This is a genomic window from Streptomyces sp. NPDC005820 (genome assembly GCF_040630255.1).
GTDB lineage: Bacteria > Actinomycetota > Actinomycetes > Streptomycetales > Streptomycetaceae > Streptomyces.
Genome location: NZ_JBEXXE010000048.1, coordinates 79,178 through 92,627, shown reverse-complemented (window position 1 = coordinate 92,627; position 13,450 = coordinate 79,178). Strand labels below are relative to the sequence as shown.

The 13,450-nt window shown below is 70.7% G+C and carries 14 protein-coding genes; 3 read left to right on the top strand and 11 right to left on the bottom strand.

The window, feature by feature from the left end; translation table 11 throughout:
• Positions 1-127: 127 nt before the first annotated feature.
• The 7 genes from ABZ464_RS41790 to ABZ464_RS41760 all read right to left on the bottom strand — a co-directional run bounded on the left by ABZ464_RS41790 (position 128) and on the right by ABZ464_RS41760 (position 5,231).
• Positions 128-559, bottom strand: coding sequence for a tetratricopeptide repeat protein (locus tag ABZ464_RS41790; RefSeq protein ID WP_359287143.1), 432 nt, complete (start codon positions 557-559; stop codon positions 128-130).
• A 39-nt stretch (positions 560-598) separates the two neighbouring features.
• On the bottom strand, positions 599-1,705 hold the full coding sequence (locus tag ABZ464_RS41785) for an LLM class flavin-dependent oxidoreductase (protein ID WP_359287142.1): 1,107 nt from the start codon (positions 1,703-1,705) through the stop codon (positions 599-601).
• 81 nt (positions 1,706-1,786) lie between these two features.
• Complete coding sequence (locus tag ABZ464_RS41780; RefSeq protein WP_359287141.1) at positions 1,787-2,266, bottom strand: MarR family winged helix-turn-helix transcriptional regulator; 480 nt, start codon at positions 2,264-2,266, stop codon at positions 1,787-1,789.
• 9 nt (positions 2,267-2,275) lie between these two features.
• The gene (locus ABZ464_RS41775; RefSeq protein ID WP_359287140.1) at positions 2,276-2,614 is read right to left on the bottom strand and encodes a GNAT family N-acetyltransferase; all 339 of its coding nucleotides are present in this window, start codon (positions 2,612-2,614) and stop codon (positions 2,276-2,278) included.
• 23 nt (positions 2,615-2,637) lie between these two features.
• Entirely contained in the window at positions 2,638-3,627 is a 990-nt protein-coding gene (locus tag ABZ464_RS41770) for a pirin family protein (protein WP_359287139.1), read from the bottom strand.
• An 87-nt stretch (positions 3,628-3,714) separates the two neighbouring features.
• Positions 3,715-4,182 (bottom strand): MarR family transcriptional regulator, encoded by a 468-nt coding sequence (locus tag ABZ464_RS41765; protein WP_359287138.1) that lies wholly within the window; start codon positions 4,180-4,182, stop codon positions 3,715-3,717.
• Between the two features lie 98 nt (positions 4,183-4,280).
• Positions 4,281-5,231: an NmrA/HSCARG family protein gene (locus ABZ464_RS41760; protein WP_359287137.1), complete on the bottom strand. Its 951-nt coding sequence runs from the start codon at positions 5,229-5,231 to the stop codon at positions 4,281-4,283.
• Between the two features lie 170 nt (positions 5,232-5,401).
• On the opposite strand from ABZ464_RS41760, the gene ABZ464_RS41755 reads away from it, so the two are divergent.
• The 3 genes from ABZ464_RS41755 (at position 5,402) to ABZ464_RS41745 (ending at position 8,012) form a co-directional block, all read left to right on the top strand.
• Positions 5,402-6,427, top strand: a complete 1,026-nt coding sequence (locus ABZ464_RS41755; RefSeq protein ID WP_359287136.1) for an LLM class flavin-dependent oxidoreductase — start codon at positions 5,402-5,404, stop codon at positions 6,425-6,427.
• 62 nt (positions 6,428-6,489) lie between these two features.
• Positions 6,490-7,191: an NAD(P)-binding domain-containing protein gene (locus ABZ464_RS41750; RefSeq protein ID WP_359287135.1), complete on the top strand. Its 702-nt coding sequence runs from the start codon at positions 6,490-6,492 to the stop codon at positions 7,189-7,191.
• A gap of 146 nt (positions 7,192-7,337) precedes the next feature.
• Positions 7,338-8,012: a hypothetical protein gene (locus ABZ464_RS41745; RefSeq protein ID WP_359287133.1), complete on the top strand. Its 675-nt coding sequence runs from the start codon at positions 7,338-7,340 to the stop codon at positions 8,010-8,012.
• An 82-nt stretch (positions 8,013-8,094) separates the two neighbouring features.
• Here ABZ464_RS41745 and ABZ464_RS41740 read toward each other — a convergent pair whose 3' ends face one another.
• The 4 genes from ABZ464_RS41740 to ABZ464_RS41725 form a co-directional block, all read right to left on the bottom strand.
• Positions 8,095-9,192, bottom strand: coding sequence for an MBL fold metallo-hydrolase (locus ABZ464_RS41740; RefSeq protein WP_359287131.1), 1,098 nt, complete (start codon positions 9,190-9,192; stop codon positions 8,095-8,097).
• Between the two features lie 174 nt (positions 9,193-9,366).
• Entirely contained in the window at positions 9,367-10,707 is a 1,341-nt protein-coding gene (locus tag ABZ464_RS41735) for an MFS transporter (protein ID WP_359287129.1), read from the bottom strand.
• Positions 10,708-10,817: 110 nt separating this feature from the next.
• Positions 10,818-11,597, bottom strand: a complete 780-nt coding sequence (locus ABZ464_RS41730) for a class II aldolase/adducin family protein (RefSeq protein ID WP_359287127.1) — start codon at positions 11,595-11,597, stop codon at positions 10,818-10,820.
• 136 nt (positions 11,598-11,733) lie between these two features.
• Positions 11,734-13,329 (bottom strand): helix-turn-helix domain-containing protein, encoded by a 1,596-nt coding sequence (locus tag ABZ464_RS41725; protein ID WP_359287126.1) that lies wholly within the window; start codon positions 13,327-13,329, stop codon positions 11,734-11,736.
• Positions 13,330-13,450 lie beyond the last annotated feature (121 nt).

Sequence of the window (13,450 nt, the reverse complement as noted above, 5' to 3'; positions counted from 1 at the left end):
TCCCCCTCCCCCGCCCCCGCGGCCCCCCTCCTTCTTATTTTGTGTCCCCCCCCCTTTTGCGCCCTGGTGGGCGGGGGGCCCCCGCGCCGCCGCCCCCCCACCGCTCACAGGTCCGCCACCGCGCCGGTCAGTCGTCGTCGGGAAAATCGCCCGAGAACGCGGCGGCCATACGCAGCCATGGCTCCGCCTCGTCCTGGCGACCCTGGCGTTGCAGGGTGCGGCCCAGCATCAGATGGGCGTAGTGCTCCACCGGGTCACGCTCGACGATCCTGCGCAACTGCTCCTCGGCGCGCCTCAGTTGTGCGGAGTGGTAGTAGGCGCGGGCCAGCAGCAGCCTCGGGCCGGTCTGTTCCGGAGCCTCCTCGACGACGTCGACGAGCAGCCGCGCCGCGCCGCTGTAGTCCCTGGCCTCGAACAGCAGTCGGGCCCGCTCCCAGCGCTCCGCGGTGCTTTCCTCGTGCGGTCCGCCGACGCCGTTGTCGAACAGGTGCAGTGCGCTTGCCCACCGGTCGGGCGCCACTCCGTCACCGGTCCGGTATCCGTTGAAGTCGTCGCTCATCGCTTCCTCCGTTTCCGGGCGCCGCGCACGGCGGCGGTCTCAGACCGCCGGTGGGGCGGTCGGTGTGCCGGCCGCGTCGCGCGCGGCGAGCAGCGAGGCATGGGTGGGGGCGTCGGGGACGCCGGCGGGCCGGTTCTCGGCGAACTCCTTCCGCAGCGCCGGTACGACCTCCTCGCCGAGCAGGTCGATCTGCTCCAGGGCGGTCTTCAGGGGGATGCCGCCGCCGTCCACCATGAACAACTGACGCTGGTAGTCCCCGGCGTACTCGCGGAAGGTGAGGGTCTTCTCGATGACCTGCTCGGGGGTGCCGACGGTCAGCGGGGTCTGCTCCATGTACTCCTCCATGGAGAGCCCGCCGCCCATCACCGGTGAGCGGTCGAAGACCGGGCGGAACTCCCGGACGGCGTCCTGGGAGTTGTGGCGCATGTAGACGTGGCCGCCGAGGCCGACGACCGCCTGCTCGGGGCTGCCGTGGCCGTAGTGGGCGTAGCGCTGCCGGTACAGGTCGATCAGCTTCTGGGCGTGCTCCCTGGGCCAGAAGATGTTGTTGTGGAAGAAGCCGTCGCCGTAGTAGGCCGCCTGCTCGGCGATCTCGGGCGAGCGGATCGACCCGTGCCAGACGAACGGCGGGACACCGTCGAGCGGACGCGGAGTGGAGGTGAAGCCCTGCAGCGGTGTCCGGAACCTGCCCTCCCAGTCGACGACGTCCTCCCGCCACAGCCGGCGCAGCAGGGCGTAGTTCTCCACGGCGAGGTTGATGCCGTCGCGGATGTCCTTGCCGAACCAGGGGTAGACCGGGCCGGTGTTGCCCCGGCCCATCATCAGGTCGACGCGACCGTCGGCCAGGTGCTGGAGCATCGCGTAGTCCTCGGCGATCTTCACCGGGTCGTTGGTGGTGATCAGCGTGGTCGACGTGGACAGGATGATCCGCTCGGTGCGCGCGGCGATCCAGCCCAGCATCGTGGTCGGGGACGAGGGCACGAACGGCCTGTTGTGGTGCTCGCCGGTGGCGAAGACGTCCAGCCCCACCTCTTCCGCCTTCTGCGCGAGGGCGACCATCGCCTTGATCCGCTCGTGCTCGGTGGGCGTACGACCGGTGTGCGGGTCGGTGGCCACATCACCGACGGTGAAGATGCCGAACTGCATCGTCCTCAGCCTTTCCATGCGGTTGATACATCAACTATGCCGGTGCAACGCGGCCCCGGCCACGTCTGTTCCGCACCGCCGTCAGGCGCCGGACTGCGCGGGCCGCCTGTCCAGGTGCTCGACGACACGGTTCGCGACCTGGGCGAGCGTGCCGAGTTCCTGCGGGGTGAGGAGGTCGACGAAGAGCCGGCGGACCACGGCCACATGGCCGGGCGCGGCCGACGCGATCGTCTCCCGTCCCAGCGCGGTGATGACCACGAAAGCGCCGCGCCCGTCCTCGGGGCACTCCACCCGGCCGACCAGCCCCCGCCTCACCATGCGGGAGATCTGGTGCGACATCCGGCTCTTCTCCCACTCCACCGCCCTGGCCAGGTCCGCCGAGCGCATCCGGGCGTCGGGCGCCTCGGTGAGATGAACGAGCACGATGTAGTCGGCGGCCGACAGGCCGGACTCCGCCTGCAACCGGCGGCTCACCCGACCGTGGAGCCTCTCCTGCATCCTGACCAGACGGCGCCAGGCGTCGGCTTCCGCAGGACCGAGCCTTCGCGATGTCTCGTTCACACGGACCACTCAGCCAAGTTCCGCCTCCAGCCACCGCAGGATGTCGGGCGTGACCGCGTCGGTGATGTCGGCGAACCCGTCGTGGCGCTTGAGGTACGCGGCGACGTAGGGGCAGACCGGGACGATCCGTTTCCCGGACTCGCGCACGTCGGCGAGTGCCTGCCGGACCAACTGTGCGCCGAGCCCCTGACCGGCGAAGGCCTCGTCGATCTCGGTATGGAAGAAGACACGCTGCGCACCGCGGTCGCGGTAGGCGGTCAGACCGGCGCGTCGGCCGTCGACCAGGATGTCGTACCGGTGCCCGGCGTCCACCCGCTCGACGACCGGGGTGGTGGAGGACTCGCTCATGAGGGTGCCTTTCACGGAGGAGTTCAGCGGGTCGGTGGGTTCCGGCGCGGTCTGATGACGGCGTTCGGCAGGGCCGGGGCGGGAAGGCGGCCGCCGGGAAAGTCCTCGATGACGCCGAAGCGGTCGGAGGACGCCTCCCAGTCCGCGCGGGCCTTCACGATGTCCTCGTGGCTGCGCCCGACGAAGTTCCACCACATGACGATCTCCTCCCCGAAGGGAGGTCCCCCCAGGAGGACGGTCCGCGCCGGGGCGTCCGACTCGTTCACCAGGGTCAGGGTGTCCGAGCCGCGGGGAACGTAGCCGAGTTCGGCGGGCCGCAGCACGGTGTCGATCAGACGGACGTCCCCGCTGTCCACGAGGAGGCCGTGCTCGAAGGACGTGTCCACAGCGAGGGTGACCGTCGCGCCCGGTTCGACGACGATCTCGGCGCCGAGCAGCGGCGTGAAGGTCCGGACCGGGGAGGTCCGGCCGGCGAGCGAGCCCAGGAAGACCCTGATCTCGGCCCCGTCGACCCGTGCGGGTTCGGGCACGAAGTGCCGGAAGTCCCGGGCGGCGCCTCGGTGTTCCTCGGGCAGCGCCACCCACAGCTGGACGCCGTGGACGACGGTGGTGTTCGGGGTGGAGACCTCCGAGTGGGCGATGCCGTGACCGCCGGTCATGAGGTTCAGCTCGCCCGGCCGGATCAGGGCGCGGGTACCGAGGGTGTCGCGGTGCTCGATCTCGCCGCTGAACAGCCAGCTCACCGTCTGCAGGCCGGTGTGCGGGTGCGGGGGCAGGTCCATGCCACCCGACGCGGTGACCTGGTGCGGGCCGTAGTGATCGGCGAAGCACCAGGCGCCGATCAGGGTGCGCTCCCGCTGGGGCAGCGTCCGCCGTACGCGCATCGCCCGCGGACCGCCCAGGGGTACCGCGCGCGCCGGCAGGACGTCGACCCGGGGCGCCCCGGACGGCCTGTCCCCCTCGACGAGCGCACCACAGCGCAGCGCCGCGGCATCGGTTTCCACGTTGCTCACCGGGAGCACCTCCCACACGATCTGGTTGTCATATCAACTATGATGTCAGGATGACGGGCCGCCGCGATGCCGGGGCATCCGCTCAGGTCAGGCCGGTTCCTCGTCCAGCTTCGCCACCACGCGCTCGGAAACCTGAGCCAGCAACCGCAGCTCCGCCGGCGTGACGTTGTCGAGGAACAGCTCGCGCACGGCCTCCACGTGCCGCGGGGCGGCGGCCTCGATCATCGCGCGCCCCTCGTCCGTGATCACCACGAACGCGCCCCGCCCGTCCTCGGGGCACTCGTCGCGCACCACCAGCCCCCGCTTGACCATCCGGGCGATGTGATGGGACATCCGGCTCTTCTCCCACTCCAACGCTCTGGCGAGATCCAGAAACCGCTGCCGCCCCTCCGGCACGTCCGTCAGCTCGACGAGCACCGCGAAGTCCGCGGGCGACACCTTGGACTCCGTCTGCAGCAAGCGGGACAAGCGGCCCATGAGCCTCTCGTGCATACGGACGAAGCTCCGCCAGGCATGCTGCTCCTCCGCCGTCAACCAACGCACCGTCTGTTCCATGGAGAAAGTGTAAACGTAGTTGACAGTTCACCAAATAGCCTCCGGGCCGGCCGGTGACCGCGGAGGAGGCCTCGACCGGCTCCTTCGACGGCGCCGGGTCAGCCGGTCTGCATGTGCGCGGCGTTCTCGGCGAGCCAGTCGTCGAAGCTCTTGAGCGCCGGGTTGATCCCCCGCAGCAGGTCCAGGTCACGGGCGCCGGTGAACTCCTGGTCGAAGTCGCCGTAGTACTGGAACATGTTGGCGATCTCGTCACCCGCGGGAACGCCCAGGGAGCGGAAGACGTCGTAGGGCACCGACTGGAAGCGCACCGGCTCGCCGATCGCGGCACCGAGCTTCTCCGCGTACTGGGCGCCGGTCAGATGGTCGCCCGCGAGGCCGACGGTGTGGCCGATGAACCGCTCCGGGTCCTCGAGGACGGCCAGTGCCGTGCGGCCGATGTCGTTCACGTCCACGCCGGCCAGCAGCTTGCCGTCCTCCAGGGGCAGGGTCAGCGTCAGCACGCCGTCCTCGGCACGCCGGGGAGCCATCATCGACAGGAAGCCCTGGAAGAAGAAGGTGGTGTTCAGAAAGGTGGTCGGCACCCCGGCCCGCCGGAAGAGCTCGTTGCCCTCGCCCTTGGCGTCGAAGTGCGGGACGTTGTACTTCTCCTGCAGGACGGGCATCCGCTGGTCCTCCAGCGGCAGCAGTTCGCGGGTGTCCTCCAGCGTCGACCACACCACGTGCCGCAGCCCGGCGTCCTTCGCGGCCCGCGCCAGAACCTCGATCTCCTCCGTCTCCCTGGCCGCCGAGCCGTGGGCCCAGAAGTCGGTGACGAGGAAGGCGCCGTAGGCACCCTCGAACGCCTGGTGCACGGTCGGCTCGTCATGGAAGTCCGCGCGCACGACCTGCGCACCGAGCTCCGCGAGTTCCTTGGCGGCCGGCGAGTCGGGATTCCTGGTCAGCGCACGCACCGTGAACCCGGATTCCGGGTCCGCGAGGATCGCCCGAGCGGCACCGCCGCCCTGCGCGCCCGTGGCTCCGGCGACTGCGATGACCTTCTCGTCACTCATGTCATTGCCCCTTGCTCAAGGAGAGATCGTTGACGCATCAACCAAAGCACATTCCGGTTGATGCGTCAACCGAAAGCGAGAGGCAGGCGCGGTCGCCAGATCTTTGGTTGACACGTCATCTACATCGCGCAATTATTGATACGTCAACGAGTCCACGAAGGAGCCCACCCATGTCTGATCTCGTCTTCGGTCTGGACACGTTCGGCGACGTGCCGGAGGACGACTCCGGCAGGCCGGTGTCCTACGCGACGGCCATCCGGCAGGTCGTCGACGAGGCCGTTCTCGCCGAGGAGACCGGCGTCGACGTCATCGCGCTCGGTGAGCACCACCGCCCGGAGTTCGCGATCTCGACCCCGGAGACCGTCCTCGCCGGCATCGCCACCCGCACCGGCCGGATCCGGCTGTCCTCCGGCGTGACCGTGCTCAGCTCCGACGACCCGGTCCGGGTGTTCCAGCGGTTCGCGACCGTGGACGCACTGTCCAACGGCCGGGCCGAGGTCATCCTCGGGCGCGGCTCCTTCACCGAGTCCTTCCCCCTCTTCGGATACGACCTGAGCGATTACGACGTGCTGTTCGAGGAGAAGATCGAGCTCTTCGCCAAGCTGCTCGACGAGAAGCCCGTCACCTGGAGCGGCACCCGGCGCGCCCCGCTGGAGAACGCCGACGTCTATCCCAAGACGGAGTCCGGCCGGCTGACCACCTGGGTCGGTGTCGGCGGCTCGCCCCAGTCGGTCATCCGCACCGCCCACTACGGGTTCCCGCTGATGATCGCCGTCATCGGCGGCAGCCCGGAACGTTTCGCCCCCTACATCGACCTCTACCGGCGCGCCGCCGACCGGTTCGGCACGACCGCGCACCCGGTCGGCATGCACTCGCCCGGCTTCATCGCCGACACGGACGAGGAGGCCCGGCAGCTGCACTGGCCGAGCTACAAGGTCGTCCGGGACCGCATCGGCGCACTGCGGGGCTGGCCCCCGATCCGCAAGGAGGAGTACGACTCCGAGATCGAGCACGGCTCCCTCTACATCGGCTCCCCGGAGACGGTCGCCCGCAAGATGGCCCGCACCGTCAAGGCACTCGGCGTCGGCCGCTTCGATCTCATCTACGGCAACCAGTCGATCGGCGCCCGCCTGCGCGCGGTGGAGCTGTACGGCACCAAGGTGCTCCCGATGGTCCGCGACCTCCTCGCGGACTGACGCCCCGAACAGACCCGAACAGAGCCTTACTTACCTTTACGGACCCTCACGGAGAGGCCCACATGGACACCACGGCCGTACACACGGTCGGCATCCTGGGTGCCGGCAAGGTCGGCACCGTGCTGGCACGACTGGCGCTGGCAGCCGGCTACCGCGTTCTCGTCGCCGGTTCGGGTGACCCCGCGAGGATCGCGCTCACCGTCGAAGTCCTCACCCCCGGCGCGGTCCCGGTCACCGCGGCGCGGGCCGCGGCGGAGGCGGACGTCGTCGTCCTGGCGCTCCCCCTCGGCAAGTACCGCACCCTCCCCGCAGAGGCCCTGCGCGGCAAGCTCGTCATCGACGCCATGAACTACTGGTGGGAGGTGGACGGCATCCGCGAGGACCTCACCGACCCGCTGACCTCCTCGAGCGAGATCGTGCAGGCGCATCTGTCCGGGGCCCGCGTGGTCAAGGCGTTCAACCACATGGGCTACCACGATCTCGAGGACGGCGCCCGGCCGGCCGGAACCCACGGACGCAAGGCGATCGCGCTCGCCGGTGACGATCCGGACGACCTGGCCACCGTGGCGCGCCTGATCGATGCCCTCGGCTTCGACCCCGTCATGGCCGGCCCTCTAGCCGAAGGGGTCCGGCTCGAGCCGGGCACCGAGCCCTTCGGCGCCGACGTCGGCGCCGGGGAACTGCGCGCGATGCTCTTCCGCTTCCCGGAGTCGGAGCGCGGCCGCGCCGTGCTCGGCGCGCGGGCCGGGGCCCGGCGCCCCTGAACCCACCCATCAGGTCGCGCCACAACTGTGGCCAATTTCAGCCGTCAACAAGCATTGAATGCCACGATAATTGACACCCCGCACATCCGGGCAGCAGGATCGGGGCGCCGCGTGAAGGCGGCACCGGCAAGAGGGGTGACCTCCCGATGGCGTTTCAGGCAGGAGGGCAGCGGTCCGCACCGCGGCCCGTCCCCGAGAGTCCCGAGGCCCAGGCGTATCTGCAGGACTACGCCGTCTACCTGGAGGCCGTCCCCTTCCCGTCCGTCGTCCTGGACCACCGATGGGACGTGGTCCTGGCCAACACCGCTTTCGAGACACTTTTCCGTGAGGTCGGCCCGCATCCGACGGCCCAACCGGGCGACAACTTCCTCCGGTTCGTTCTCTTCCACCCCGACGCGGCCTCGGTCCTCGGCGACCACGAGGCCAGCTGGTGCCTGCCGATGCTGGCCTGCTTCGCGGCGGCCGTGGAGCGGCACGGACACGACGCGGGGCTGCAGGCGATCCGGCGGGAGATCGCCCAGGACCCGCTCATGGAGGCCGCCTACCGGCAGGGCCTGCCGCACTGGATCCGCGCGGTCGGCGAGGTCGCCGTGGAGCACGACGGCGCGGTCCGCCCGCTGCACCACCCCGACCCGCGCCGGGGCGCCACCCGGTGCCGTATCGTCGCCGAGACCCCACGGACCCTGCAGGACATGGGGTACACGCGGCTGACGATGGTGTTCCAGGAGCCCCGCCCCGCATCCGCGCCCCGCAGAGCCCGCCGCAGCACCCCCCGGCGCGCCACGAGCCACCTCAGCGTGGTCCCCGCCCCCCGGGCCTGACCGGGCACCGTCGGCGTTCAGGTCGCCGACGGCGCCCGGGTCGGCGACGCGCCCCTGGGAAGTCGGCTCCGGGGGTTCGGGTTCAGCAGCCGCAGCCCGCCGTCCGCGGGGTCGTCGCGGCCATCGCCACCGCCGTGGTGGTGGCGGCGATGCCGGCGGCTGAGCCGGCGGACTCCTGGTCCTGGAGGATGCGGCCGTTCACCATGTCCTTCATGACCTTCATGAACAGCTGGGTGCCGGAGGTGCCCACGACGAACGGGTTGTCGGCGCCGTCCGGTGCGCCGCGCAGTTCCTCCATGCGCTCCAGGCCGTGGTCGCAGAATCCGTGGTTGCTCAGTTCGACGTCCACCCCGACCCGCTTCATCCGTGAGCTGAAGCTCTGGGCGGAGGACAGGTAGGTCTGCTTGTCCGCGGTGGCGGTGGGCGGGTTGGTCCCGCCCCACAGCATCGCGGTGTGTGCGGTGCCCTGCCAGTGGGCGGGGAAGATCGGGGAGACGGTGCCCGGTGTGTGGCCGGGCGTGTGGTACAGCGTGACGGTGGTGTCGCCCAGGGTCAGCTCCTGGCCGTCGGTGATGTCCAGGTCGCGGGTGGGCGCGTTGGCCGGCTTGCTGGTGTCGAGGGTGTCCCAGTCGGCCGGCGCCATCAGCACGCGGGCGCCGTAGGTGTCGGCGAGGTACTGCGCTCCGCCGAAGTGGTCGCCGTGCGCGTGGGTGACGACCACGTACTTGATCGTCGACGGGTCGGCCCCGAGGGCCTTCAGTCCCGGGACGAGGGTCTGCTGGGCATCGGTGGGCGAGGTCAGGGCGTCGATGAGGATGATTCCGTCCGAGGTGAGAATCGCCGTGGCGGACACCCAGCCGATGCTCAGCACCGCGACGTCGTCGAAGATCTTCAGCGGCTGCGGCGCGGTCGGGCGCGGAACGGAGAAGCCGGAGGTGAGCGCGGCGACGAGGTCGGTGAGGATCGGGTTGTCACCGGCCAGTTCGGCGGCCCGGTCGAAGTAGTCCTGTGCGGTCGAGGCGGTCGCCGCACCGGCGAACTGCCCCCGCATCAGCGACGCCGCGCCGACGGTGACTGCCGTGGCGGCGCCGAACTGCCAGAAGCGGCGGCGGGTGAGGGACCTGTGGCGGGGGCCCTCGGGGAGTGCCGGGCGGGTCGTGTCGGCTGTCGGGTCGTTCATGGGGGTGGCTCCTTGTGGGGGACGGGGATCGGGGACCGACCGCGTCGGGCATGGCACGCGAGGTCCCTCCCGGTCCGTCGGCCGGGAGGGACGTCGGAGGTGCCGCCTGCGGGCGGCTTGTGCCGACCGGCCGCCGCGCGCGGTTCAGTCCTGCGGCGGCCGGTCGGCGGTTCCTCAGGCGGTGACGGTGGCCTGTTCGTTGTGCTGCCCGGTGTCGGTTCCGGTGCCGTCGAGGGGAACGTCCCGGCGTTCCTTGAGGAAGAAGGTGACGGTGAGTCCGACGACGGTGACGGCGGCGAGGTAGGCGCCGACCGAGTAGACGGTGCCGGTGCTGGTCTGGAGGGCCTCGGCGATCATGGGGGCGAAGGCCCCGCCGAGGACGGCTCCGATGGCGTACGACAGGGCGGCGCCGCTGTAGCGGACGGCGGTGGGGTACAGCTCGGCGAACAGTGCGGCCTGGGGGCCGTAGGTCAGTCCGAGGCCGATGCTGTAGACGACGAGGGCCAGGACGACGAGCCCCGTGCTGGCCGTGTTGAGCAGGGCGAAGAAGGGGAACATCCAGGCCAGCTGGATGATGAAGCCGATCCGGTAGACGCGGATGCGGCCGATCCGGTCGGACCAGATGCCCCCGGCCAGGGTGCTGGCCAGCCAGCCCACCGCGGCGACCATGACGCAGATCAGGATGGTCGTCGGGTTGATCTTCAGGTGGTTGACCGAGTAGGCCTGGACATAGCCGCCGGTGGTCATGTAGCCGACGGCGTTGTTGGCGGCGAAGAGCAGGGCGCCGGCGACGACGAGCGGCCAGTGGTGCCTGAACAGCGTGGCGAGCGGGGTGCGCGCGTGGTTCCCGGACTCCTTCAGCTCCTGGTAGACGGGGCTTTCGTCGACCTTGCGGCGGATGACGAAGCCGGCGGCGACGAGGACGACGCTCAGCAGGAAGGGGATGCGCCAGCCCCAGGCGAGGAACTGCTCGTCGCTGGTGAGGGCGGTGATCAGGGCGAGGACGCCGTTGGCCAGCAGCAGGCCCAGGGGGGCGCCGAGCTGGGGGAAGGCGCCGAACCTGCCGCGCTTGCCGGTGGGCGCGTGTTCCACGGAGATCAGTGCGGCGCCGCCCCACTCACCGCCGGCGGACATGCCCTGCAGGATGCGCAGGAAGACGAGGAGGACCGGGGCGGCGATGCCGATGGAGTCCCGGGTGGGCACCAGGCCGATGAGGGTGGTGGACACGCCCATCAGCACCAGGGTGGCGATCAGCATCGCGCGGCGGCCCAGCCGGTCGCCGAGGTGGCCGGCGAGAGCGGCGCCGACCGGGCGGAAGAAGAAGCTGATCCCGATGGTGGCGAACGAGATGATCAGCGAGTCCTCGCCGAACCCTTCGAAGAACACCTTGCTGAAGACCAGGCCGGTGCACAGGGCGTAGATGAAGAAGTCGTACCACTCGATGGTGGTGCCCGCCATGGCGGCCAGCGCGACCGTGCGGTAGCGGCGGCCGGGTGCCGTTGAGGGTTGGGACATGGCAAGTCCGATTCGTCGTCGGGTCGTCGTCGACCCGGAGCGGAGGGTGAGCGGTGGGGGATGGGGATCGGGGTGGGGGGTGACGCGGCGGCGCGGTGTGGGGGCGCGGGTCAGACCGCGTAGTCGGGGGCGATGCGGTCGATCCGGCGGCGCAGCGCGGTGAACAGGGTCCGGCCGGCCTGCGTACGGTCGCCCAGCTGGAAGGACTCCTTGGTCGAGCGCACGGCCGCGTCCAGGGTCACCGGCATCAGCGGCTGCCCGGAGGACTGGGCGGCCAGCTGGATCTCGCAGGCCCGCTGCAGGGTCCACAGGGCGGAGAACGCGGCGGGCAGCGTGGGGCCGAGCGCGAGCAGGCCGTGGTTGCGCAGGATCATCAGGTTGCGCTCGCCGAGGTCGGCCACCAGCCGCGGCTTCTCCTCGGAGTCGACGGTGACGCCCTCGAAGTCATGGTAGGCGACCATGTCGTGCAGCTGGGCGGCGTAGAAGTTGTCCGGGTCCAGTCCCCCGCGCAGACAGGCGACGCCGGTGCCGGCGGTGGTGTGGGTGTGCATGATGCAGTGCGCGTCGGGCCGGCTGGCGTGGATCACCGAGTGGATCAGCAGTCCCGCCTCGTTGACGGGCCAGTCGGAGTCGGACAGGACGTTTCCGTCGAGATCGATCTTCACCAGGTTCGAGGCGGTGACCTCGTCGTACGTCAGACCGAACGGATTGATCAGGAGGTGGCCCTCCTCGCCGGGCACGCGCAGGGTGATGTGATTGAAGATCATCTCGACCCAGCCGAGGTGGTCGAAGATCCGGTAGCAGGCAGCCAGTTCGCGTCGCGCCTGCCACTCCGCTCCACTCATGCCGACAGGCTTCTTCGTGCTCGTCGGGGTGTCCAGAACGGTCACTGCCGTGCTCCTTGGTCCATGGGGGTCGCCGCCACGTGGAGGCGTGCCTCGGTGTCCAGGAGCATGAGCGGGCGAACCCCCGTCGGCCAATGTCGAGGGCGCCATGAAAAGTGGTCGGGCACTGTGCGATCCGACACTACGTCCGGGTCAGTGCGGTCAGTTCCAGCGTCAGCAGGAGGCGCCGCGTCGGGTCGTCGAGCGACACCCCGAAGAGCTGTTCGGCACGGCGCAGCCGCAGCCGCAGCGTGTTCTGGTGGATGTGCAGCGCGCCGCTGGCCGCGACGACGTCACCGAAGTGCCGCAGATACGCGAGCAGGGTGGCCGCGTACTCGGTGGCGTGCTCGGCGTCGTACGCCCGCAGGCGTTCCGCGATGCCGGTGCGCAGTTCGCCGTCGTCGCGTACCGCGCCCACGAGCCGCCGCAGCACCAGCTCCGGCCGCAGGTCGTCGGTGCGGTACCCGCCCGGATCCGCGCGCTGTTCCCGGAGGTGGTCCAGCGCGGCGTCGATGTCGCGGCGGGCCCTGAGCAGAGGGGAGAGCGCGCCCACGGTCGGTGAGCCGACCGCGAGGAACGAGCGGTGCAGACTGTGCCGGGCCCGGTCCAGGAGGTGGTCGAGCAGGACGCCGGTGGACACGAGCCCGGAACCGGCGGCCGGGAGCAGGACGTAGACCCGCTCGCCGAGCAGGGTGGCCGCCGGTTCGTAGCCGAGCGAGCGGCTGTCCAGGACGGCGAGATCCACCAGCCGCAGCAGCGCGGCGCGCCGCCGGGCCGCGACGGCGGCGTCGGACGCCTCGTCCTCCTCGCCCACGGCCTCGCTCAGCCCGACCAGTACGCCGGGGAGGCGGACGCCGCCGGGCAGGTCGCTCTGCCCCGACCGGCCCTCCAGCGCGGAGCGCAGAGCACGGTCGCGGCTCTCCTGCTCCGCGTCGACCTGGCGGCGCAACGCCAGCAGGTGCAGGGCCGCCACCCGGGCGGCCTCCTGCAGCGCGGGCCCGCAGTCCGGCACCGAGGCCTCGTCGGGGAACGCGGCCCACAGGGAGCCGAGCACGTCCTCGCCCGCCCGTACGACCACGGCCATGCGCGGCAGACTTCCGGACCTCTGGTGGCGTACGACCGCGTCGCTCGTCCACACCTTCCGGTCCAGGTGATCGGCGATCGCGTCCTCGGGCACGCGCCGGCCCAGGATGCCCTGTCGCCGGGTCTCGTCGATGGGCTGGTCGGGCAGGTTCGAGTAGGCGACGATGATCTGCTGGGTGTCCATGATCGCGACGGCCCCGCCGACGATGCCCGCGACCGCGTTGGCCAGGGAGAACAGATCGCCCCCCGTCGGCGAGCCGCCGGGTTCGGAGTCCGCCGCGCGCGCCGCCAGGACGGTGGTGACCAGGCGCTGGACGCGCGTCCACGGCATCTGCGGATTGACGGCCAGGACCGGAACCCCGGTGGGGCGGATCCGGGCCAGCAGGTCCTCCCGCGCGGGGACGGCACACTTGACGGCGAGCGCGCACGACGTGGCCGCCGCGGTGCGCAGGGCGGCGTCCATCGCGTCGGGGTCCGCGATGTCCACGCCGACGCCGAGCAGCAGGTGACCGGACGCGGTCGCCTGTACGACCTCGTGACTGTCCAGCAACTCGACACCGGCGACGCGCGGTTCGGCCTCGGCTCCCTCCGACAGCACGCTGACGACGTCGTCCTGCAGGGCGGTGACGAGCTGCTCGAGGAGCATGGCGGTCATACGGGATCCTCCCGGCCGAGACACAGGGGCCGACCGAACACAAAGGGCCGACCGAAACACAGAGGGATGTCGGAACCTACATCAGGTGACCCTCGCGAGTGTAGGCACCGACATTGCCGCG